Origin of the sequence: Micromonospora sp. NPDC093243, from assembly GCF_044753725.1 — a bacterium.
Classification (GTDB): Bacteria; Actinomycetota; Actinomycetes; order Mycobacteriales; family Micromonosporaceae; genus Micromonospora.
Genome location: NZ_JBIVNT010000003.1, coordinates 296,780 through 318,578 on the forward strand (window position 1 = coordinate 296,780; position 21,799 = coordinate 318,578).

The 21,799-nt window shown below is 65.2% G+C and carries 20 protein-coding genes and 1 pseudogene; 14 read left to right on the forward strand and 7 right to left on the reverse strand.

Going from position 1 to position 21,799, the window contains the following annotated elements; genetic code table 11:
* Positions 1-361: 361 nt before the first annotated feature.
* Positions 362-1,072: a 5-formyltetrahydrofolate cyclo-ligase gene (locus ACIP9D_RS11000; RefSeq protein WP_350869336.1), complete on the reverse strand. Its 711-nt coding sequence runs from the start codon at positions 1,070-1,072 to the stop codon at positions 362-364.
* Positions 1,073-1,082: 10 nt separating this feature from the next.
* Complete coding sequence (locus tag ACIP9D_RS11005) at positions 1,083-2,249, reverse strand: helix-turn-helix transcriptional regulator (RefSeq protein WP_350869337.1); 1,167 nt, start codon at positions 2,247-2,249, stop codon at positions 1,083-1,085.
* Between the two features lie 503 nt (positions 2,250-2,752).
* Here ACIP9D_RS11005 and amcA (ACIP9D_RS11010) point away from each other — a divergent pair.
* The 4 genes from amcA (ACIP9D_RS11010) to ACIP9D_RS11025 all read left to right on the forward strand — a co-directional run bounded on the left by amcA (ACIP9D_RS11010) (position 2,753) and on the right by ACIP9D_RS11025 (position 4,717).
* Positions 2,753-2,917, forward strand: a complete 165-nt coding sequence (amcA, locus tag ACIP9D_RS11010; RefSeq protein WP_350869339.1) for a multiple cyclophane-containing RiPP AmcA — start codon at positions 2,753-2,755, stop codon at positions 2,915-2,917.
* Positions 2,917-3,267 carry a hypothetical protein gene (locus ACIP9D_RS11015; RefSeq protein WP_350869341.1) on the forward strand — a complete coding sequence of 117 codons (351 nt, stop codon included), beginning with the start codon at positions 2,917-2,919 and terminating at the stop codon, positions 3,265-3,267. Before amcA (ACIP9D_RS11010) ends, ACIP9D_RS11015 begins: the two co-directional genes overlap by 1 nt.
* Positions 3,268-3,469: 202 nt before the next feature.
* Positions 3,470-4,132 carry a pentapeptide repeat-containing protein gene (locus tag ACIP9D_RS11020; protein ID WP_350869344.1) on the forward strand — a complete coding sequence of 221 codons (663 nt, stop codon included), beginning with the start codon at positions 3,470-3,472 and terminating at the stop codon, positions 4,130-4,132.
* A gap of 15 nt (positions 4,133-4,147) precedes the next feature.
* Positions 4,148-4,717, forward strand: coding sequence for a kinase (locus ACIP9D_RS11025; RefSeq protein ID WP_350869346.1), 570 nt, complete (start codon positions 4,148-4,150; stop codon positions 4,715-4,717).
* A 96-nt stretch (positions 4,718-4,813) separates the two neighbouring features.
* Here ACIP9D_RS11025 and ACIP9D_RS11030 read toward each other — a convergent pair whose 3' ends face one another.
* Positions 4,814-5,332, reverse strand: a complete 519-nt coding sequence (locus ACIP9D_RS11030) for an HAD domain-containing protein (RefSeq protein ID WP_350869348.1) — start codon at positions 5,330-5,332, stop codon at positions 4,814-4,816.
* A gap of 498 nt (positions 5,333-5,830) precedes the next feature.
* Between ACIP9D_RS11030 and ACIP9D_RS11035 the strand changes: the two genes are divergently transcribed.
* The 4 genes and pseudogenes from ACIP9D_RS11035 to ACIP9D_RS11050 all read left to right on the forward strand — a co-directional run bounded on the left by ACIP9D_RS11035 (position 5,831) and on the right by ACIP9D_RS11050 (position 9,859).
* Entirely contained in the window at positions 5,831-6,706 is an 876-nt protein-coding gene (locus ACIP9D_RS11035; protein WP_350869349.1) for a replication-relaxation family protein, read from the forward strand.
* Positions 6,707-7,077: 371 nt separating this feature from the next.
* A pseudogene (locus ACIP9D_RS11040) lies at positions 7,078-7,846 on the forward strand (DUF2637 domain-containing protein).
* 136 nt (positions 7,847-7,982) lie between these two features.
* The gene (locus ACIP9D_RS11045; RefSeq protein ID WP_350869352.1) at positions 7,983-8,390 is read left to right on the forward strand and encodes a hypothetical protein; all 408 of its coding nucleotides are present in this window, start codon (positions 7,983-7,985) and stop codon (positions 8,388-8,390) included.
* Positions 8,387-9,859: a tyrosine-type recombinase/integrase gene (locus ACIP9D_RS11050; protein WP_350869354.1), complete on the forward strand. Its 1,473-nt coding sequence runs from the start codon at positions 8,387-8,389 to the stop codon at positions 9,857-9,859. The genes ACIP9D_RS11045 and ACIP9D_RS11050 overlap by 4 nt, the downstream gene beginning before the upstream one ends.
* A gap of 344 nt (positions 9,860-10,203) precedes the next feature.
* Here the strand turns inward: ACIP9D_RS11050 and ACIP9D_RS11055 are convergent, their stop codons facing one another.
* Genes ACIP9D_RS11055 through ACIP9D_RS11070 form a run of 4 tightly spaced genes read right to left on the reverse strand, consistent with a single transcriptional unit; the run spans position 10,204 to position 15,534 of the window.
* Positions 10,204-11,013, reverse strand: coding sequence for a hypothetical protein (locus tag ACIP9D_RS11055; protein ID WP_350869356.1), 810 nt, complete (start codon positions 11,011-11,013; stop codon positions 10,204-10,206).
* The gene (locus ACIP9D_RS11060; RefSeq protein WP_350869358.1) at positions 11,010-12,581 is read right to left on the reverse strand and encodes an AAA family ATPase; all 1,572 of its coding nucleotides are present in this window, start codon (positions 12,579-12,581) and stop codon (positions 11,010-11,012) included. Before ACIP9D_RS11060 ends, ACIP9D_RS11055 begins: the two co-directional genes overlap by 4 nt.
* Positions 12,578-14,104, reverse strand: a complete 1,527-nt coding sequence (locus ACIP9D_RS11065) for a hypothetical protein (protein WP_350869360.1) — start codon at positions 14,102-14,104, stop codon at positions 12,578-12,580. Before ACIP9D_RS11065 ends, ACIP9D_RS11060 begins: the two co-directional genes overlap by 4 nt.
* Positions 14,101-15,534 (reverse strand): N-6 DNA methylase, encoded by a 1,434-nt coding sequence (locus ACIP9D_RS11070; RefSeq protein WP_350869362.1) that lies wholly within the window; start codon positions 15,532-15,534, stop codon positions 14,101-14,103. Before ACIP9D_RS11070 ends, ACIP9D_RS11065 begins: the two co-directional genes overlap by 4 nt.
* A 1,694-nt stretch (positions 15,535-17,228) precedes the next feature.
* Between ACIP9D_RS11070 and ACIP9D_RS11075 the strand changes: the two genes are divergently transcribed.
* The 6 genes from ACIP9D_RS11075 to amcA (ACIP9D_RS11100) all read left to right on the forward strand — a co-directional run bounded on the left by ACIP9D_RS11075 (position 17,229) and on the right by amcA (ACIP9D_RS11100) (position 21,744).
* Complete coding sequence (locus tag ACIP9D_RS11075) at positions 17,229-18,590, forward strand: hypothetical protein (RefSeq protein WP_350869364.1); 1,362 nt, start codon at positions 17,229-17,231, stop codon at positions 18,588-18,590.
* 7 nt (positions 18,591-18,597) lie between these two features.
* Positions 18,598-19,482, forward strand: coding sequence for a phosphotransferase (locus ACIP9D_RS11080; protein ID WP_350869366.1), 885 nt, complete (start codon positions 18,598-18,600; stop codon positions 19,480-19,482).
* Positions 19,483-19,929: 447 nt separating this feature from the next.
* Positions 19,930-20,094, forward strand: coding sequence for a multiple cyclophane-containing RiPP AmcA (gene amcA, locus ACIP9D_RS11085; RefSeq protein ID WP_350869368.1), 165 nt, complete (start codon positions 19,930-19,932; stop codon positions 20,092-20,094).
* Complete coding sequence (locus ACIP9D_RS11090) at positions 20,091-20,426, forward strand: hypothetical protein (RefSeq protein WP_350869369.1); 336 nt, start codon at positions 20,091-20,093, stop codon at positions 20,424-20,426. The genes amcA (ACIP9D_RS11085) and ACIP9D_RS11090 overlap by 4 nt, the downstream gene beginning before the upstream one ends.
* Positions 20,423-21,565 (forward strand): cyclophane-forming radical SAM peptide maturase AmcB, encoded by a 1,143-nt coding sequence (amcB, locus tag ACIP9D_RS11095; protein ID WP_350869371.1) that lies wholly within the window; start codon positions 20,423-20,425, stop codon positions 21,563-21,565. Before ACIP9D_RS11090 ends, amcB begins: the two co-directional genes overlap by 4 nt.
* Positions 21,562-21,744 carry a multiple cyclophane-containing RiPP AmcA gene (gene amcA, locus ACIP9D_RS11100; protein ID WP_350869374.1) on the forward strand — a complete coding sequence of 61 codons (183 nt, stop codon included), beginning with the start codon at positions 21,562-21,564 and terminating at the stop codon, positions 21,742-21,744. Before amcB ends, amcA (ACIP9D_RS11100) begins: the two co-directional genes overlap by 4 nt.
* Positions 21,745-21,799 lie beyond the last annotated feature (55 nt).

The window sequence follows — 21,799 nt, forward strand, 5'->3', positions numbered from 1 at the left end:
GATCCCCGGCGAGCATGAGGGAGGCAGACTCGAGGTCCAGGGGATTGATGCCGGCGTCCAGATGGATGTGGGCTCCCGACGGCACCCGCGCGTCGGACAGCGCCAGGCACATGCGAGCAAGATCTCGGAGGCCGGCGGGGTCGCCGAAGATCTCTACCGTGCATCGACGATGTTGACAGTGATCGTGCCGCCCTCGGCGGGGGCTACAACCCCGATGGCCGGGTCGTACGCCGGCACAGAAAGCGAGGTCTCGGTCATCGCACGTGTGTGCCGTACCGACGCCCGTTCTCAATTTCATGGCACCGACATTGGTCCCCCGGCCGAGGAGCCCTGAGCTACACGAGCCAGGTGTCCTGCCGCCTTAGGCGCGCAGTATGGGAATACTGTCGAGCTGATCTTGACGAAGGTTTGATCCGATGATGCCGGGCGGCCGTCCCCGGTCGGGACTGCAAGCCACTACCTCGTTCGGCGTGATCGCGAAGTCGACGCTGGAGTCATGGTCCGCGTTGGGCAGCTCATCCTCGAGTAGCTGGGTCTGGTGGATCGTGGTGGCGATCGTGGTCTCGGTGGTAACGAGTGCGGCCTCGGTGAGGAGGGCGATCTCCAGGTCGGAGTAGCCGGCACCCTTGCCGACCCGCACGCCGCTTTGGCGGCTGACAGCGACGCTGCCACAGACGATGAGGTCCACCGGACGCATTTCGGCTGGTCCCACGGTGGGAGCGACCTGCGGCGCACCAGTACTCGTAACTGCGGTCTCGATCGGTGTGGTGAGGCTGGCGGGGTCGAGCAGATAGAAGGGCTTGGGAGTAGCGAGTCTCGGGACTGCCATGTAGAGCAGTTTGCCCTCCTGCAGGGCTCGTACCCGGACGGGAAGTTGGGCCCGGTCCGGGTTGCACTTGATCACTCGGGCCTTCCTCCATACGTCCAGTTTCGCGAGGCGGGCTGCGGCCTCTTCCTTGCCGACGAAGTCGGGGATGTGACCGTGCACGCCGGGTGGGGCGGCGCCGTCACGTTCAAGGAGGTCCCAGACGTGTTGCCGAACGGCTTGCTTGGCGTGGTCGATGTCGGTCACGTTGGTGCTCCTATGGGCTCATGAGAGTGAGGAGTCGGTCGTTCACGTCCTGGACTGAGGGCTCGTTGCGCCAGGGGCGTAGCTGTCGGGCGGCGGCGAAGGCGAGGTTGAGTCCGCCGCCGGCGCGGGTCCGCTCGATGACGTCGATGGCCTGATGCAGATAGGACGTTGCGGCGTCAACGTCGCGTTGGAGGATGCTGGCGAGGGCGAGGTTGCCGAGGATGACGGCGGTGGATTTGCGGCGGGCGGCGATCAGTTGTCGGGCGTTTTCTAGCGCTGGCACGGCTTCGTTTGGCTTGTTGAGGGAGAGCCAGCAGGAGCCCGCGAGCCTCGTGTAGTGGCTGGGGCAGAAGATGTCGGTGGCTGGATCTCGGGCGTCGAGAGCGGCGAAGTGAGCTTCAGCGGTACCGAGAGCGTCGGAGCAGTCCTTGGCCTGACCGAGCATCGCGTGTGCCTCAGCCCGGTGTAGTTGGGCGAGGCCAGCGATGACGTGACTGTCGCTGTGGCTGACGGCGGCGGCGCGGGTCGTCAGGACAAGGCCGGCGTTGGGTTGCTTGGTGCCGTAGAGGGCGAGGTAGCTCTTGCGGAGCAACGCATTGGCCTCGGTGACCGCGTCTCGCGTTTCCTGGGCCGCGCAGATCGCCTGGTCGAAGTAGGCGGCGCTGGCGACATGGTCGCGCCGCTGCGAGGCGTCCCAGACGAGTTGACCCATCAACGTCGCGGACTCGGCTACTGCTGCCGCCAGTTCGCGCTGAACCGGCCCGTTGCTGGCGTGCTGGCGAAGGAAGATTGCCTGACCGTGTAGTTGCCCGGCCTCGGCGAGCAGGAGCGTCGAAGGCGTCTGGTCGTAGCGCTCGTCGAGGCGCTGCACACGTTCCCTCAGGTACGCCACAGCGATCAGGTCGACGCGGCCGGGGTTGCGCAGAACGTAGCCGAGACGCTCGTCGGGCGGTGACGGTGCCTGGCCGACGTCGGCCAGGAGGTCGGCCAGTTCCTCGATCGACAGCTTGAGGGCCGCGGCGAGGCGCGGCCGGTGCCAGGGCTGCGGGTCGGTCTCGGCCCGTTCCCATCGCACGATGGTGGAGCGGTCGACGCCGAGGGCTTCGGCGAGGCGTTCCTGGCTAAGCCCGATCGCCTTGCGGCGTTGGGCCAGCCGGTGCCGACGCCTATCCGCCACGTACCGCCTCCCTTCGCCGCTCATCCGTCACGGTTCCATTCATCCAGCTCACACCCTGTGACGCAATGGGGATGCGTCAGTTCTGCGCCGTTGCCGCGCTGGGAACCAGCGACCGCCGGGGCTTGTGTAGACGCATGGCCGGAAAGGGTGAGAGCAGAAGACGCTGTGCAAGGCGTGGCGACTACGTGAGCTCCCGCCCGTTCCGCTGCCACTCCAAGCCGACCTACTGAGTGGGGGAAAGAAGTGAGCGCCCAGGAGCGAGACCGGCTCGATTCCACCGGAGCGTTTTCTGCCGCCCGGACCCCGACCCGTCTGAGCCGGCTGGTATCGCCGCAGACCACTCCCTCGAGCGTGTTGATGTCCCCCCGCCTGCGTACTGCTACGAGGGCTGCGCGGGCGGGCGCCCGGCGGCTTGCTTCCACGCGCCGTCGAATGGTGGTGGGCTCGTCGTCCTGCCGACGAGCCCACCATCAGCGGGTCCCAGCTCGGGCAGGGGAGCGGACGTGACCATCTACGTCTCGCGCAACGCCACGACCGGGCAGCTGTGGCGACCCGGCACCTCGTCAGGCGCTCAAGAAGCGGCACAGGTGAGGGCGGCGAATCCACCACTGTTCAACCACGTATGGCGCCAGATGTTCGAGCGGCAGGCCCGAGAGAGCAGGCCCTGATGAACGAAGAGTCCGCGCGCCCCGCACAGGCCCAACGCCTCGACTCCGGGCCCAGAAAGCACACCCCGCTGCGCCCGATCTGGCTCTGCCGTGCCTGCGGCCAACCCTGGCCCTGTGGCCGGGCGAAGCTCGCCCTCGTCGCCGAGTACGACGGCAACCCGGTCAGCCTGTTCCTATACCTGGCCAGTCTGCTCCATGACGCCATCGGCGACCTGCACAAGCTCAACCCCACCACCACTGGGTGCGCCAGCGACATGTTCGATCGGTTCCTTGGCTGGCCCGCCCGACACACCGGCCTCTACCGGATGACCGAGATCAACTCGCCGCGGCCCAAGGAGACAGAAGCGTGAAAGACGCCCGTGTCGTCGCCCCGCTCGACAATGCCGGCGAGAGCCGGGACGTTCCACCCCTGGTTGCTGCGGCCCACAAACCAGAAACGGAAGTTCGACAGCCCGCCCGGCCGGGGCAACTGGAAGAATTGACCGACCGACCGGGGGCACATCCGACGCGCGAGGTGGCGAGCCCTTTCCTTCGGCAACAGGTTGAGGACACGTGCGCACCACGACAGTCGGCGACATCAAGGTCCTGCTACCGGACCTCGATCCGGAGGACCTCGACCGCGTAACCGACCTGGCCGATGGCCTCACGGAGGCTCTCGTCGAGGGCGCGTCGTGGCGCGGTGTGCAGCTGGAGGATCACCGCATCCGCAGCAGCCGGATCACCGGTGGCGACCTCAGCGAGAGCACCTGGGAAGCCTGCAGCCTCTACGGCTGCGAGATCAGTCGCACCGACTTCTCCGGCGCGGCCCTGACCGGCGTCACCATCGAACGGTGCGCCATCACTGGCTCACGGTTCACCGGCACCAGACTCACCGACGTACGCCTCAAGGACGTCCTGTTCGACGGCTGCCGCTTCGACTACGCCACCCTCCAGCGCGTTACCGCCGTCGGCTCGGTCGCCTTCACCGACTGCACCTTCACCCACGGCACCTGGTCCACCTGCCGCCTGCCAGGAATCGCGCTGCGGTCCTGCGACCTCGCCGGTCTGGAGTTGGACTCCTGCCACCTCGACGGCGTCGACCTGCGAGGCAGCCGGCTCCGCGGGCTCAAGACGCCACTCGACAACCTGTCCGGCGTCACCTTCGCGGAGAACCAACTGCCCGACCTCACCCAGCTGGCTGTCGACGCCCTCAAACTGACTGTGCGCAACGACTGACTGCGAGGGAGCACCGTGGTTGTTGACTCGGTCCCGACCGGCAGCGCGGACACAATCCTCGTCTGCGTTCGAGGTAACTCCGGCTCGGGTAAGAGCAGCATCGCCCGGGAGCTGCGGCGTCGGCACGGCCGGGGTTGCGCGCTGGTCGAGCAGGATTACCTGCGCCGCATCGTGTTGCGTGAGCGGGATCAGCCCGGCGGCGCGGCACCGGCGTTGATCGGACAGACCGTCCGGTTCGCGCTCGATCACGGCTACCACGTGGTGTTGGAGGGCATCCTGCACACCGGCCGCTACCGGAGCATGTTGACGGGCCTGCGGGATGGTCATCGGGGGCGATCGCTGTTCTGCTACCTCGACGTGTCCCTGCCCGAGACGTTGCGCCGGCACCTCACGCGTCCGCAGGTCAGCGAGTTCAGCGCTGAGCAGATGAGTGGCTGGTACGCCGCGCACGACGTTCTGGGCTGGTCCGACGAGCTGATCCTGCCGGAGAGCACCGGGCTGGAGGAGGCCGTTCAGGCCATCGCCGCAGTCGCCGGACTTCCACAGGCCGGACGTGACGCCGATGTTCTCCCGATCGTCCCGTAGGACTCGCGAGTTCCCGCGCTGCCGTGTGAGCGGGGATTCCGGCACGATCTCCGCTGGGCTCGTGACGAGTAAGGCGTCTCACGGTCCCGATGATCATCAAGGTAGCGGCGGCGGGTGAGGCGCGTGTGCGTGCTCCAGCCAGTTGTTGATGACGGTGAAGTCGCGTTTGGTCAGTCCGTCACGGGGGTCGACCCGATGCAGCAGGGCTGGGCCGTGGTGATGGGCGGACACCCAGACGCGATCGGTTGGGCGTATCTCGTCGTCGACCCAGACGAAGGGGTGACCCTGGGCCCACTCGACCAGGCGGCGGGTCTTCCAGTGCAGGGCGTCGTCCTCGTCTGAGTCGGGCCAGTCCACCACCGGCAGGGCCGGCAGTCCTAGCAGCGGAGCAAGTACGTCGTTCGCGTCGCTCATCCACGTGGTCTCCCACACGAGATCACACGGCAGGGCGGACAGCAGGCGCCCGTGTTCCGGCGTGACCCTGTGCAGCAACGGATGGGCGTCGTCCGGTCGAACCTGTACACGGGTCTGCTGCTCCGCCGGTGGCGTTCCGAACGGGATGAGGGTGCCGTCCACGTCAAGGAACAACAGCGGACGCTGCACCGGGGAGGACATGGCCCAGAGATTAGCCCTCAACTCGTGACCGAGAACCTCCGCGCACCTCCACGAAGCCAATCGATAGGCCTCCGTTCGATGCCGCCCGCCATCCGGCCTTTGCTGACAGCAGTGATCGGGACAAAGCCCCTTCTGCCACCGGGAGGCACGTCCGCCGGAGCCGTCCGCTCCGGCAGCCGCCCGTGTTCCGGCCCACGCCATCACCACCGCGGTCCAATTCCTGAACCAGAGGAGTCCCCTTGCCTTCGCCGACACCTCCGGCTGCCGCCGTAGCCAACGGCAGTGACCACCTCCGGCTTGACCCTCGCTCGGGGGTCAGAGTTGACGTCCCCGTTGGGGTCAGTCTTCATCCGGGCCCCCGAACCGACCCCCACGCCCCACTCACACCGCAGCTCAGCGGGCCTGTCAGCGGCGGCTGGCCGTGCTGGGACAGACCCTCCCTGTCTCGGGTCTCTCCCCCTGGGCAGCGGCTCGCGCATCGAAGGGAGGTAGTGGCTGGTGGATGATCCGGTTCTGCGGGTTCAGTCGCAGCTGACCGACCGCGACCGGGTGCTGCTGGGCTGGCTCTACGACCACGGGGTGCTGACCTCGTTCCAGATCGCCCGCGCCCTGTTCTCGTCGTTGGACTTTTGCCAGCGCCGGCTTCGCACGCTGTACCGACTGCGGCTGGTGGCCCGGTTCCGGCCGCAGCGCGCCGACGGTGGCTCATATCCGTATCACTACGTCATCGATCAGCTCGGCGCCGAGGTCGTCGCCGCCGGCCGCGACGAGCGACCGCCTCGGCGTGACCACGCCCGCGTGGAGCGGCGACGCTGGACGTCCAGCCGGAGCCTGGCTCACCGCCTCGGGGTGAACGGCTTCTTCACCGACATGGCCGGCCACGCCCGCACCCACCCGAACGCCGAGTTGATTGAGTGGCTGTCGGAGGCGGCGTGCCAGCGCTCGGCAATGTTCACCCGCCGCGAGGACCCGGGTCTGGTGCGCGCGTACCAGCCGCGGGTCCGCCCGGACGGCTACGGCCTGTGGGCGGAGGGCGGCGTGATGGTGCCGTTCTTCGTCGAGTACGACACCGGCGGCGAGCAGTTGTCGGTCCTGGTCGGCAAGCTCGACGGTTACCGGGAGCTGTTCGCCACGATCGGCCGGGTGTGGCCGGTGCTGTTCTGGCTGCACTCCGCCGCCCGGGAGGCCAACCTGCGCCGCCTGTTCGCCGATACGGCGCCACAGGTGCCTTTAGCTACCGGGGCTCGCGACCGCGCCGCTACGGCGGGGCTGTGTCCCGCTGAGGCGGTCTGGGCCGTACGGGCCGGCGGAGGCCGCCGGTATCGCTTGGTCGACCTGTCCCGCTACGTCGCCGACAACCGGGAGGCGGCATGATCGGCGGCCGGCGTGCGGGCGTGAAAGGTAGCTCGACCGCGCGCCTGACAGCAATGCGCGTGGCCTCTCCCCGGTCTGTCACCGGCGAGCCCGCCGTGACTGACAGACCGGTGACAGCAGGAAATCGTTCCGTCGCCAGGCTGATGGAGGTACCGTCCCGCGCCCGGTCCACCGGAGGACGGTCCGTCCCCGCTGCGGTCCGCGGCACCGGCTCACGGACCGTCCGCGCCCCTGCCGATCCCACTGCGCAGGCGAGCACTTCTGCGCCCTGCTTTGGTCTGGGGAGGTGATCCGCCACGACCCCAACACAATCTGATGGGGACCGTGGTCCGCGCGGCAGTCGCGCTGAGGGTGCGGTCCAGATCGTGATCATGCTCGCCATCGGCGGAGCCGCTGGAGCGGCCAGCTTCACCCACGTCCACAACGTCGCCGCCGCCCACGGCCAACCCGGATGGCTGGCCTGGGCCGACGCGATCGTCCTCGAACTGATGTCTATCGCCTCTGGCCTGGAGTTACGCCGCCGCAAACGCGCCCACACCTCGACGGTCTTCCCCCGCGAGTGTGCTGGCCTGCGCGGTCACGCTGTCTCTCGCCGCGCAGGTTGTCGAGGCCGAACCATCACCTATCGGCTGGATCGCAGCAGCCGTGCCTGCGCTCGGCTTCCTCGTCATGGCCAAGATCGCCCTCGGCTACGCCAACACCCCGACCGCAACCACCACACCCCCGCCGACAGACCAGGATCCGGAACAGACCGCGCAGACAGCACCATTCACCGAGCACGTCAATCGGGACCGGTCCGCCGGAACGGCGGGGGAGCGATCCATGTCCTGGACCGTCCGCCCACCAGACGCCGCCTCGCGCCCCCGCGGACCGGACCGCCGTCACGGTAGACAGAGCCGCGGACGGTCCGCGCCGCCCTTCCGAGACACGGGCCAGCTACTACCGGCGGCGCGACAGGTCCGGGACCAACTCGCCGCCGACGGACGTCCCCTCACCCGGGCAGCGCTCGCCGACGCCCTCCGACAGGCGGGCCACACCGTGTCCAACACCCGGCTCTCCGAACTCCTCCAGATCCTCCGAGCTGAGACGTCCTCGACTCCCAGAGCGCATCACGATCCGCCTCCTGCCCCGAGCCCGTGACGGCCACGCGCTGCGACGTCGACAGCGAAGGGGAACTGCCTGCCCGTCGGACGACCGTAGCCCGCCTTACCCGGCCGTCACGCGCTCCCGCCCCTAAGAACCCTCAGTTATCAGAGAAGTCAGGAGAACACCGCTGATGAGTACCCACCTGAACCCCACCGAGAAGACCTCCGAGGCCGCGATCGAAAGAGCGGCCAGCACCCTTCCCGGCGAGGTGTGGACCGTTGATCGTGTTCGCGCCCTCGGCGTGACGACCACCCTCGCCACCGCCGCATCCATCCTCGGGGTCAGCCGATCCCAGGCCTACCGGCTCGCCGCCACCGACGCCTTCCCGGCACCACTGATCCGCGCCGGCAACCGCATCATCGTCCCGGTCGCCGGCCTCCTGCAGCTCCTCCTACTCGACAGCCCGGCCCCGACTAATGGTGGTCGGCGACTTGATCCGGATGTGAAGGTGAGCGTGGATGCGACGACCCCGCCACCAGCGGATTCCACCCGACATCGCTGGCGGCACCAAACGAAGCATCCAGGAGACGATGAGTGAAGGGATCCACCTCCAAGCGCTGCGGCTGCCGCGACAGCGTCACGGGCCGGCGACTGGGACGATCCTGTCCCCAGCTTCGCCGGCCCGGCGGCGGCTGGTCCCGCACCCACGGCCAATGGCACTGGCAGATCGAAATCCCCGCCCGCGCCGACGGCACCCGCCGCCCCCTCCGCCACGGCCCCTATCCCACCCAGGCCGACGCGGACACCGTCCTGGACCACATCCGGGCCGCGCTCGCCGTCCCTGATCCCACCGACCCGCACGCCACCGTCAAGACCGGTGACCTGATCGAGGCCGCCGTCAAGTCTGGAGCGTCCGTTCCCAGCCCTGATCAGGTTCGGCGGGCGCTGCACCTGGACATCACCCCGACCGAACTCCCGACGATGGAGGCGTACCTGACCGACTGGCTCGCCGGACGCAAGAACATCAAGACCGGCACCCTGCGCTCCTACGAAGGGCACATCCGGCTGTACCTCATCCCGCACCTCGGCCACCTGCGCATCGACCGACTCCGCCCCGGCCACATCGACGCCATGTACGACACCATCGCCGAACGCAACACCACCATCGCCACCCTGCGCGCCAGCCGCGACTCCGCCAAACGCGACCAGGTCAAAAACCAGCGGATCGTCGGCCCCAGAACCCTGCACGTCATCCACGCCACCCTGCGCAAAGCCCTCAACGACGCGATGCGCCGCCACCGCTACATCGACACCAACCCCGCCCTCATGGTCGAACTACCAACAGCCCGACCACCCAAGCCCACCGTCTGGACCGACCAACGCGTCCGCACCTGGCGCGACACCGGCAAGACCCCCAGCCCCGTCATGATCTGGACCCCCGGACACACCGGCAGATTCCTCGACCACACCCACGACGCGAACGATCGGCTCTACGCCCTCTACCACCTCATCACCTTCACCGGTCTACGCCGAGGGGAAGCCTGCGGCCTGCACTGGGACGACCTCGACCTCGACGCCGCCACCCTCACCGTCCGCTGGCAACTCGTCCAACACGGCTGGGCCACCGCCATCGACACCCCCAAGACCACCGACAGCGAAGCCGCGGTCGCTCTCGACACCGAAACCGTCGCGGTGCTGCGCGCCCACCGCACCCGACAACACCGCGAACGCCTCGCCGCCGGTGCCGCCTGGACCACCACCGGACTCGTGTTCACCACACCCACTGGCGGGCGGCTCCACCCCGCCGACGTCACCGATCACTTCCACCACCTGGCTGCCCAAGCCGGCCTACCACCCATCCGGCTGCACGATCTCCGCCACGGCGCCGCCACCATGGGCCTCGCCGCCGGCGTCCAGATGAAAGTCATCTCCAACCGACTCCGCCACTCCAGCCCACACTTCACCGCCAAGTTCTACGGCGACGTCCTGCCGGAGCTGTCCCACGCCGCCGCCGAAGCAACCGCATCAGTCGTCCCGCGACGGCGTCTCTCGACGGGGCCGGCGTAGACCCGAAGGCTGCCGACCGCGGCGGTCCAGCTGGCACTTCCAGGTCCACCGCCTCGTTGGCCGATGAACTTGTCGAGGCAATCAGGACCGTACGGCGGCAAGTCCGGCGATCGGCCCTGTCGGGACGGCGACGCAGTGTGGGATTCAAGGAAGCGACTATGTTGCAGCGCCGTCGTTGGGCGACGGCTAGTTCTCATACAGGCCCCGACCTTCTCTTGACCGAGCGGCTCTGGAATCCGCCGCCCAGCGCAATTCACCGGCTATCCCAACTGCCGCAAGCGCGAACGGCGGGGCGAAGGTAGCGGTGACATCGGTAGCGGTGGCCGGAGGTTACGCCGCCCGCTCTATTTGGTCTGCAGGAAGCCGACCAAACGAGGGTCATTGGCGCTGAGGAGGCAGGCGCGTGCAACTGCTGACAATTCCTGGTCCTCTCCAAGCATTGCTCGGATCATTCCGGCCAGGCGCTTGGCGCGGTCGCGAGCAATCACCTTACTCGGATCTCGTTGGAAGGCCGTCAGTTCGGTTTGGTAATCACAGATGTAGCCCCAACACTCGGACCATCGCTGTTGCCGCTTCGTGCGAAGCGCCTCAAAAGAATTGAGGTTGTAACGCTTTATCGAGTATTCCACCCGATGCCGCTCCCAGGAGTCTGTGACGTGCGGAGCAACTATGGCATCACCAAAGACGTTAAAGAACAGAAGGGCTGGATCTTCTTCGTCCGCTGGATCGAGAAGGTCGAACTGCTCGGCGCGTAGATCACTATTTCGTGTCGCGCGCTGTGTCAGTTCGCGCACAGGGAAGAACGTGCCCTTCTTCCGGTTTCCCGCCGTACCGCAGATTCGGAGGTTCCGCCAGTCGAAGGCCAGCCACCAGTATCCGTCTTCCGTTTCTCCATTAAGCCCTCGAGCGGACTTCTTCGGCCTAAAGTGCTCGACGTCCCAGTGGCTGAAGCAATCCTTGGCTTCTGAAAACCAGCACTTATCATGAGACAGCTTGAGTAACCAAGGCTTTAGCTGTCCCCAAAAAGCGGCGTTATCGTCGATAATTTTATGCCGCTCATCTGAGCTAGACGCCTTGTCCAACTCAGCTAGAATCTCCGACGCCTTCTCGAGCCACTCCGGGTAGGGGGGAGGGGGCATTTTAATGTATCTCAAGCCGAATCCTCATCTCCGGTATCCTCGAGTTCCAGCTCGCGAAGAATTTGATCCGAAAGGGCGGCTTGTTCGTTCATTTCCTCCTCAGTAAGCCTCACCGCACCAGGTTGTCGCCTACGTGCCAACGCAGCCGCGAAGCTGTTAAAGTAGGGGTTAGGATAGGTGTGCGCGATGCCGAGCTCGTTTAGCTCACGGGATACTTCGCTGAGGCGCGCCCTACCTTGATCGGAAAGGTCCTCCCCCAGAAGCGCGTATTGCTCGTCAAGGAGTGCGAGTACCTGCTTACTCAGGGTTGACCGAAGGCCGTACATCTCCGAGCGGAGAACTCCCTCGATACTCATGCTGACGGGATCGTATTCTGGCTCGATCGCGACGTGGCTCGTACCTTGACGGTTGAAGCGACGCACCTGTTCACGTACCAGGCCACCGATCATAAGGGGGTTATGGGTCGCGACAAGCAGCTGCCCCTTGTCTTGCCGGATGGTATCCTGCAATAGGCCCAGGTATTCGTAAGTCCATATTGGATTAAGATGCGTGTCGGGCTCGTCGAGGAGATAGAGCGACTCGTCGTTCCTCGTGAACAACATCAGCCCTAAGACGGTGAGGAACTGCTGCTCACCTTCGCTCATCTGGACGAACTTCACGCGGTGACCATCGGTTCGACGAATTACGACTCGCACTTCATCGATTAAATCACACAGAAACAAGCTCTCTAGATGGCCGAAGAGTTCTTTAACCTCGTCCCCCGAGCGTTGAAGCCGCGCAAGACTACTCAGGTCGCGTAGGAATAGATACTGACGCTCCGACTGCTCTGGCTGCTTCCGTATGTCCCGTGCAACACGGTCTTCGGCCCGAATGGGAGCTAATGACTCGCTCCACAACTTGGCAAGGAAAGGGCGGAACGCACCGCGCGCATACCAGAATCTGGGATCGCCGTCCTCGAGTTGGGCGCGATTCGGTTTTCCATTAAACCACCAGGGACGCTTAAGAACGAATAGCGCAGAGTCGAAGTCCGCAATCGCTAGGTACTTCTCGAGGACAACGCGAGCGATGTCAGGCGGCGCCAGAAAAAAGGCGAGCAAGACTAACTGACTGTATTCCTTACGGCAGAAGAACATACGTCTGAGCGGCAGGCCAACGCCCCCGCTATCCATCACTGCTTCGTAATGACGACGTGTCGGCTCGTCGAACTGTCTTTCCAGGCGATCGCTCCACCCCGAATAGTAGGCGAAAACGTAGCTGGGCAGAAGTTGCGCCGCCTGCTCGCGGAATCGCTTCTGCGCAATCCGCTCGCCGTTGACGCTAATCGTTAGAGGCCGTGACGTCTTTGATGGGTCATTGGAGACCTCTACGGTTTGTCCTCGACACGTATATAGAATCCGATAAGGAAAGGCCGAGGCGTCTGCAGTCTCCAGATCTCGGAATATTTCCACAATCGCTTCGATAAGGTGTGACTTGCCCGTGCCATTCCCGCCAATAAGCGCAGTTGTCGACTGCTCCTCGTCGAAGTCGATTACAAAGTCTCGCAAGTTCCGATAGCTGGGCAGGCTCAAGCTGAGGATTTTCACCGTCGCACCAACCTTCGCTCCGACTCATCGTCATCAGAGCGAACTTCCACGATAAGGCCAGCAATGACCTCGTCACGAAGTTGATCGTAGAAGTCATCAATGTTCAGCCTCGACTCCTCCCATAGATCTATGGGTCTAAGGCCGTCTCCGCTCTGGATCAGTTGACTCAAATGGTCCCTGGAAATTTCTCCGCGACTTAGCAGCCGTCGATGTTCAACCTTCGGCCGGTTACGACGTTCGCGAGCGTCGACCACATCTCGCTGAGCCATCGAACGCACCTCCTCCTCGATTTCCTCGAGCAGCAAAGAGTCTGTCTCATCGAACGCACTGCGTGATGACGGCAACTCGGCAAAAGCTCGTTGTAAGGCGATATCGCGTACATTGGGAAGGCCCTCGAGAATTTCCATCCCGGCCTGCTGGAGGCGCCTGACGTGCCCTTTGGCCGCCATCAGCCTGTTCACGACCGCTTCCTGCCTACCGACACTGGGCAGGGTAAATCGAAAATCGAGTAGGTTTCTCAGATTGATGTTCGACTGACTGAGACCATCCACCTTGACGTTCCGGCAGTAGGCGCGCCCCAGGGGCGAGTTAAGCAAAACGGAGACATACTCAGGGAGCACGTGGTCCGCGAGCTGTAGACGAATCAAGTAACCAGCGAATACCGCGTTGCGACTGCCTCGAAATACAGCCGTTTTTCCTACGAGCTCAGGACTATTCGTGCGGTTGAAGAGGAGGTCGCCCTCATTCAGGCTGTATTTGTCGATCTCTGCGTCGTCGGAGCTGTAAACCAAATCGGACCAGTCAATCTCACCGTCTTGGAGGTTGCCCATCCTAAGGACTGGAACCTTGCCCTCCCGGGAAGACTTCTTGCTGGTCCCGTAGTTCGCTCGCGTGACGACATCTTTTAGCCGTACCGTCGGTCCTCGTTCAGAGAGTTCATCGAAGGTCCGCTCAGCGAGGTGAGCCCAGATCACATCTAGGGTGCCCGGAATTCGCGCCACAGCGTTACGAATAGCTTCGATACGGAGAAAGACGTCATCTAAGTAGTCGGTGACGAAGCGCTGCCGTTGAGTCGAGGCGAATAGGAAGGGGGCGTCGCGAAGCCTCGCAGGACTAACCCTGGGCATATTAGTTCCTTGACTCGCAACATTTGCGTAGTCTCGGAAAGTTGGATGTTGCATCCAGTAATAGAGGTATCTACTGTCGAGGGCGTGAGGGGCTCGAAGCGGCACAATCTCGGTAGAGCAGTATCCGTCTTCCGTTGCTTGGATAACCTTGTTTAGGTATGGGCGAAGCTTGCCGTACAGGATGTCGCCTGCTAAGAACCGTGTCTTCTCGCTTTTAGGTGCTCGTTCAGCTTTAGTCACACGCTGCAAGAGTCGGCCGGTGTCCCGCTCGATGTCCTCAAGCTCCAGCAACCATGCTTCGCCAGCGATCTCCGACGGTTCCGCCTTGGGCCGAGTCGCTACGTATACGCATTCGCCGAGTTTGATAGGGCGCGACGATGGCGGCAGTTCGTTCACGCTGGTCCCTTTCGGACCATATCGCTGAGCTCGCGGAACGCGGACATGCTTACTTCTAGGCTCTTCTCGAGAACTTGAAGAGCCTCCTCGAGATCCTCCGGTGACTCGGGGGTAGGTTCTGCGTCTATAACTAGCGAGAGGTTGTCTCCGCGCTCCCTGATCTCTGCACGCGAGAACACCTGATATGAGTCGTTGAGGGAGTCTAGTCTTGTGCGCCGGGCTTCAGGGCCAACCTTCGGGTCGTTCCCATAGGCATGCTCGAAGGCACGCAGCGTCTCTTCAGTGAGGCCTTCAGATTTGCTGCGCCCGTGACCCTGCCCTCGGAGGTCATACAACCAGAGGTCCTTGGTGCCTTGAAAGCTGCCTCCATCGTTCTTGGTGATGAAAAGCACATGTGTCTTCACCGAAGCTGCATAAAAGAGCCCTGGTGGCAGGCGAAGCATGGTGTGAAGGTCGCAGGAATCCATCATATACCTGCGAACGTTGAGACCCACCGTCTCTTCGTATAGGACGTTGTCGGGTACCACAATTGCCGCCCGACCCCCAGGTGCAAGCGCTGAAATAATGTGCTGAACAAAGCAGAGCTGTTTATTGCTCGTTGGGAAAGGGAGATCGTCCCGATCTGGAAGACCGCCTCCCCGCTTCGTTCCAAAAGGAGGGTTGCTCAAGATGAGAGTCGCCGGCGGAAGGTCCTTACCTGCGCTCGATAGTGTGTCTCCGTATACTAGGCCAACAGAGTCGTCGTTCACGAGGCCATGCAAGAAAAGGTTCATTAGGGCAAGCGAGTACGTGTCGTCAACATGTTCGACTCCGTGAAAGATGGCCGAAAGCTCTTTCTCGGAGACATCGGACCAGGCATCGCTGTTCGCTCGAATATAGTTTCCGGCTGAGACAAGAAAGCCCGCCGTGCCTGCGGCTGGATCCTGAATTACGTCCCTCAGGGAGGGTTTCATCACTCGGACGATGCTGTCGATCAGTAATCGGGGTGTGAAATACTGCCCAGCACCCGATCGCTTCTCGTTCGCGTTCTTTTCGAGGAGGCCTTCGTAGAGGTCGCCTAGTCCTTCGCGAGAGATCTCGTACCAAGCGAAACGGTCGATGCCTTGAATGAGTACCCTAAGGGTCTTGGCCTTCTTTATGGAGGTGCGACTCTGGGAAAAGATTCTGCAAACGACCTCGGAGTCTGATGTCGCAAGCGAGCGAAGCAGAGCTCCATAACGTTCCAGAAGGAGGTTTTCAGGGCATTCTGTTAGGGCGCTCCACCTGCAACCATGCGGCAGCTTGTGCTCGACCTTCAACTCGGCGGCAAGCTTCAGGAACAGGAGGTACGAAAGCTCTACAAGATACTGGTGGAAAGTGACGCCGTCATCCTTAAGCGCGTTACAGAGCGCCCACACCTTGTTGACGCTGTCTCTAGTCTCGGCTCGCAAGGTCGACGTCCTATCCTTCACCTGGCAGTTGCTCCCAGAGCCTACGCAAAGGCTGAGACAGTACCTAGCCTCAGGTCTCGACCGCCGGGGGGCGCGAGCTGCTCACCGTCGCTCGGCGCTTGTTAGTGAGCACTGAGGGCTACCAGCGGGCGGCGGCACCGCGGTTGGCGGACCGTGGTGACGAGTGCGGCATGCGGCTATGCGGGACGAGTGAGGGTAGTCGAAGCGCCGCCGACCTGTCTGACTGGGCTGCAATCCGCATGGACAGCGGCGATCAGCGAAGCTCCGCGGCCGACCTCTGTGAGGCTGGTCGGCCAGGTCGTCCCGCTGCCCCGGGCGGTCTTCAGGGCCATCGGGTCAGTTGTCAGGGGAGCCGACAGCCGACACTTGCACCGGCGAGCGCGTCCTTCGCGCTTAGCAATGACTCGCCCCTCACGACCCGACGCCAGCCCGGCACCTGTGACGAACGGCGGCGCTCGTTGAGCTTCCATCCCGACGGAGAGACCTGAGCAGGCTCGCAGCGGTGCGGTCGACCAAGATCGACCGCCCGGGACACGAGCTTCGCAGCCGACTCATCCAGCCAGCATCCCGCTCCACGCCAGCCTGACCCGCCGGATCGAGCTGAGTTGCGACCGGCGCCGCGCGTTCGGCGGCCGTTGACGTCGGTTGCCTGCACTGCGGACGGCGCTGATCGCCTCGGCGCACCTGCGCGACGGCGACAACCTCGCCCGCCGTGCGGCCGGCTTCGAGCTGTCGCTGACGGACGTGTGGCACTAACTACGCGAGGCCGACGAGCTGCTCCAGCGGCGGAGATCAGCCGCGATGTCAGCGCGCAGAACATGCTGGTACGGAAACGCCTCAGCCAGCAACGCGCCGACGGGATCCCGCGATAAACCCTGGGACCGGATGATCATGGTGGTACTCCTCTCACAGTGGGATCACGCTGAGCATGGGTGCGGCAGCGTGGGGCCCGATTGGCAGGAGCGCGGAAGATTGGCGGCCTATCCCAGGTAGGTAAAGGTCCTGAGAATCCAGATGGGTAGAGCCGCAAGCGGTCTGTAGCCCTCGGCGTTTACGCCGCGATGCGGGCTCCGCGAAAGGAAGCGGCAAGCAAGGGGAGACGGATAGACCGGCGTCCCGACTTCTACACCGTACGACGGGCACGAGCGGCGCACAAGGGCCTCTGCGCCCACCGCTCTGAGTGGCGTGGCCGGCCAAGCACCGGTTCCGCTCGGCTGTCTTATGGTCGTCCGGGACGCGGTATGCGGGTGCTCGCCGGGTGCTCGCCCGCCGTGGACGACGGGCATCCGGTGGCACACGGCGGCCCACAGGCGATGGACTTGTAAGGGGGATGTGGGACTGCCAGCGCCGTGCGGGACCGATGAGCACGGCATCGACGGGGCTCTTAATCCGCGGGTTCGGGGTTCGAGTCCCTGGCGGCGCACCAACGATCAAGGCTCTGACCTGGTGGTTCACACCGGGTCGGGGCCTTTTTCGCGTACGCCGGTGGTGGGTGGTCGCTCGGGAGCCGTTGGGCACGCCGGCGTTGCCGGGACACGGTGAGGGCCCATCGTGGGTGTTCCGGATGCTGTCCCATGCCTCGACGCTGGGTGGGCTGTTGACTCGACCGTCATTGGACTTGATGTGACGGCGCGGATGCGCTGTGCTGGCAACTGCTCGTCGTTCGATCGGGGGTGATCGTGGCCGCGCAGGTGGATCCAGAGTGGTGGAGCTCGGGGCTGTGGAACGGTCGACCGATCGGTGAGTTTCTGCGGCGGCGCGATATCACTGCGGTCTTCCGATTCCTCCACTCGCGGGGCGTGTCATACGGCAGGATCGCAGCTCTTGTCGGTGTCTCGTCCAACCGCGCTGCTGAAATAGCCAAGGGTGTCCGGCAGGTCACGGCCTACGAGGTGTTGGAACGGATCGCGGACGGTCTGAACATTCCGCGTCCGGCTATGGGGCTCGGCCGCGACGAGGACGCCCTTGTGCCTGACGACCTTGGCCGTGTGGCCGTGAATGGTGGAGCGGACCGATCGCTGGCCGGTGTGGGTGCCAGCGTGGAGGTCAGCGATTTGGTGAGACTCCGGCTGGGATTGGACGAGGCTCTGGCGGCGGCGAGTGTCGCTCCTCGGCAGCTTGAGCTGATTGAACAAGCTGCGGGCGAGCATATGAGGGTCTACCCTTCGGCTTCGCCGCAAATCATGCTGTCGCTGCTGGCCGCCGACTGCCGAGAGGTCCAGGCGCTTTCGCTTCGGCGGCAGCCGGCGGCAGTCCAGTCCCGGCTGTCCGGGGTGGCGGCGTTGCTGGCGACGATGTGCGCTGATGCGTTGATGAGGCTCGGAGACGTGTCCGAGGCTCGACGGTGGTACGGCACGGCGATCCACGCGGCGGACGACAGCGGGGATGCTCGTTTCAGGGTGCTCGTGCGGGCCCAAGCGGCGATGCTGCCGTACTACTTCGGGGATCCAACCCAAACCGTCGCCCTGGCGGATGCGGCTCTGGCGGTGACGTCGAACGCATCGTCGCCGGGTGCCCTGGCAGCGGCGGGCCGGGCGCGTGCTCTGGCCCGGATCGGCGCCATCGAGCACGCGCGGTCGGCCATCGATCAGGCACGGCGGCTGTTCGATCAGGCCGGCGACGAGGACACCGACGTGGCGTTCAGGTTTCCGGCGAAGCGGCTGCTGTTCTACCTCTCCGGGGCATACACCTGGATCGGTGACACGGTGGAGGCGTACGGGGTCCAGGACGAGGCATTGCGGCTCTACGGCGCGGCTCCGGCCGTACCGATCGACGTGGCGCTCATCGCCTTGGACCGGTCGATGTGCCTCGCGCGAGACCGGCGGGCGACCGAAGCGGCGACGACTGCGCGTGATGCCGTCGCGGGCCTGCCCGAGACGCAGCGTACGGAGATCATCCTGACCAGGGCCACCGACGTGGCCACGGCGATCCCCGAGAAAAACGGGCGCGGCGAGGCCGCCAGCTTGACGGACTACCTACGGGCGTGCCGCGAGCACGCCCGTAGTCTTGGGACCACAGCCGCACTCGGTCCCTAGGAGCCCCATGTTCGTCGAGGCGCGCACCCGGCCGGTGCTCGCCGAGGTGTGTCGTCTCCTCGGCTACCCCGACTCGAACGCGATCCTGCTGCGGCACCACACCAACGCCGTCTACGCAGTCGGTGACGTGGTCGTCAAGGTCGCCCCGGGCGATCATGACCTGGAACGGGTGCGCGGGATGGTGGCCGTGGTCGACTGGCTGGTGGCCCGAGGTTTCCCCACGGTGGGCCTTCACCCGGGCGTGTCCCAGCCGATGCGGGTGGGCGGGTACGCCGTTACGGTCTGGCAGCGTCTGGACCCGGCACACGACGACCCCATCACCGTCTCCGAGCTCGGAAGCCTTCTCCGGGACCTGCACGCCTTGCCCACCCCGCCGGTGCCGCTGCCTTCACTGCGACCGATCCACGGCATCGAGCGGGCCGTCACCCGTTCGGAGATCCTGTACGGCAAGGAACAGGATCTGCTGATGGGCCGGCTCGAGGCGCTGGCCGCCGGCTGGGAGGCGATGCGGTTTCCCCGCGGCACGAGTCTGATTCAGTCAGATCCGCAGATCCGCAACGCGCTCCGGCGCTTCGACGGCACGCCCGTACTGGCCGACTGGGACGGCGCCGCCCTCGGGCCCCGAGAGTGGGACATCGCCACGGTCGCTGTCCACTGCCGCCGGTTCGACCCGCCCGGTCCCGATGCCTTCGCCGGCTTCATCGCCGCCTACGGCTGGGATGCCACATCCTGGCCGAGATTCGAAGAACTGTGCCAGCTCCGTGAGCTGCAGATGATCGCGACCAACGCTCGCAAGTCCCGGCCCGGAACCGAGGCCGCAGACGAGGTGCACCACCGGATCGCGGGCCTCGTCGACGACGCGTCGGAACTGCGCCGCTGGCACATCCTCTGAGCCGAGTCTTGTAGGGCGGGCACCGCCTGACCTCTCCGCGTTGGCTCAGGCGGGACACGGTGAGGCCCACCGTGGCCCACCACGCTGGGTCTGTCTCCCGGCCAGTGCCGCCAGCGATCGTGGACGTCAGGAACACGTCGGCGGCACGGTCCAGGACCATCCTGACCCCCATGGCGCGCCGACGGGCCAGCGGCAATGTCACGCCAGGGAGACCCAGATGGACGTGCCACTTGGCGACAGGTCGGAACGTGACCCGACGCACCGGCAAGTGCTCGCGCCGGGCACTCCGTCGACCGCACGGGTGACTCCCCGTTCGCGTACCGCCAGCAGGGCTGCGTGGGCGGGTGACCGGCGATCTGCTCTCAGCCGCTGGCCGACGGCGGTGGGCTTGCCGGTACGCCGGCAAGCCCACCGCACAAACGCGCCGACGCCGACCGGGAGCTGGCTATGACGGTGTACGTCTCGCGGTACGCGGCGACCGGCGAGCTGACGACAGACCGCGCAACGGCGCTTCCGGCGTCGGCGCGGCGGGGCTCGACCGATTCGCCACTGCTGACGCACGTCTGGCGGATCGTGTTCGAGCGGCAGGCGCGGGAAAGCGACCGCCGATGAGCGGCGACGGAGTGTCTGCCGCTCAGACAGACCCGAAGCTGCAGTCGGAGCACTTGCCACTGCGTCCGCTCTGGCTGTGCCGAGCCTGCGGGCAGCCCTGGCCGTGCGGACGGGCCAAGCTCGCCCTGTTGACCAGCTACCAGGGCAGCCGGATCAACCTGCTGCTCTACCTGTCCGGCTGCCTACACGAGGCCATCGACGACCTGCACCGACTCAACCCGGGCACCACCGGCGACGTCAGGAACCTGTTCGAGCGCTTCCTCGGCTGGCCGGCCCGGCACCGCAGCCCTCGCCCGTTCATTGCCGAACCGCAGACAGCGGAGGAGACATGACCGTCCGGGACATCGGGATCATTGCCAGGACAGGGCAGCCGGCTATCGCTGGGACCTTCCACACCCTGGTCCTGCAGCCCACCAGCTTTTGCAACCTGGACTGCAGCTACTGCTACCTACCCGACCGACGCTCGCGCCAGATCATGTCCGTCTCCATTGCGACTGCCTGCGCCCGGTCGATCGAGCAGCAGGACAGCATCCATCCGGTGAGCGTCGTGTGGCACGGCGGCGAGCCCACCGCCACACCGATCGACGTCTTCCATGAGCTGCTCGCTCCCTTCGAGGCTCTGAGGCGGGCCGGGCGGGTGCGCCACGAGATTCAAACCAACGCGACGCTGATAAACGAGCGGTGGTGCGATCTGTTCGCCGCCTACGACTTCGAGATCGGCGTCAGCATCGACGGGCCCGGCATGCTCAACCGCAACCGGCTCGACCGGGCCGGGCATGCGACCACGACCCGGACGATCCGCGGCACGCGATTACTGGCCGCGACCGGCTTGCCGTACTCGGTGATCTGCGTCGTGACACCGGAAACCATCGACCACGCCAACGACCTCGTCGAGTTCTTCACCGCCCTGCCCGGATGCGAGTCGGTGGGCTTCAACATCGAGGAGCAGGAAGGCGCCGCCCGCACGCCGGTGCCGGAGGAAGCCGCGTACTGGTTCTGGAGCCGACTCGTCCGGCAACGGCTCGCCGGCAGTCCGCTGCGGATCCGCGACCTGGATCGCTTGGCCGACTACCTTGGCGCGACCCGTGCCGGCCTCACCGACCACGGCCCGTACGAACCGATACCCACCGTCGCCCACGACGGTCGGGTGGTCCTGCTCTCACCGGAACTGCTCGGCATCACAAGCCCGCGGTACGCCGACTTCATAGCGGGCAACGTCCTTCGTGAGCCGATCAGCGACATGGTGGCTCGTGCCGGCGAGCTGCGATACGTCATCGAGTTCGTGACGGCGCTCAACGACTGTGCGGACCGCTGCGCGTTCTACGACTTCTGCCGGGGCGCCCAGGCCGGCAACCGCTACTTCGAACACGGCACCTTCACCGCCAGGGAGACCGCTTACTGCCGTACGACCCGGCAAGCCCTGATCCGCGCCGCCGCGGATCACCTCACCCCTCAAGGAGAAATGTCATGACCAACGCCCTCGCCGCGCTTCTCGACGCACCGCCGGACCGCCTCGCCCTCCTCGGCGTCGATCCGGAGCGCGCGGTAGCGTCGATCGATGCGGCGAAGTTCGACAATCGCCCGACCTGGGACAACAAGGGGAAGTTCGACAGCCGCCCCGGCTGGGACAACTGGAACAAGAAAAAGTAGCCCGCCGACCGGCGGCTCGAGTCGACGCGCGGGGTGGCGTGCCCACCCCGCGCCC

What these genes read in the sequence shown, in the direction of transcription:
- ACIP9D_RS11015 (WP_350869341.1), top strand. Translation starts at nt 2,917, where the DNA reads ATGAACGAAGAGTCCGCGCGCCCCGCACAGGCCCAACGCCTCGACTCC.
- ACIP9D_RS11030 (WP_350869348.1), bottom strand. Translation starts at nt 5,332, where the DNA reads ATGTCCTCCCCGGTGCAGCGTCCGCTGTTGTTCCTTGACGTGGACGGC.
- ACIP9D_RS11045 (WP_350869352.1), top strand. Translation starts at nt 7,983, where the DNA reads ATGAGTACCCACCTGAACCCCACCGAGAAGACCTCCGAGGCCGCGATC.
- ACIP9D_RS11080 (WP_350869366.1), top strand. Translation starts at nt 18,598, where the DNA reads ATGTTCGTCGAGGCGCGCACCCGGCCGGTGCTCGCCGAGGTGTGTCGT.
- amcA (WP_350869368.1), top strand. Translation starts at nt 19,930, where the DNA reads ATGACGGTGTACGTCTCGCGGTACGCGGCGACCGGCGAGCTGACGACA.
- ACIP9D_RS11090 (WP_350869369.1), top strand. Translation starts at nt 20,091, where the DNA reads ATGAGCGGCGACGGAGTGTCTGCCGCTCAGACAGACCCGAAGCTGCAG.
- amcB (WP_350869371.1), top strand. Translation starts at nt 20,423, where the DNA reads ATGACCGTCCGGGACATCGGGATCATTGCCAGGACAGGGCAGCCGGCT.
- amcA (WP_350869374.1), top strand. Translation starts at nt 21,562, where the DNA reads ATGACCAACGCCCTCGCCGCGCTTCTCGACGCACCGCCGGACCGCCTC.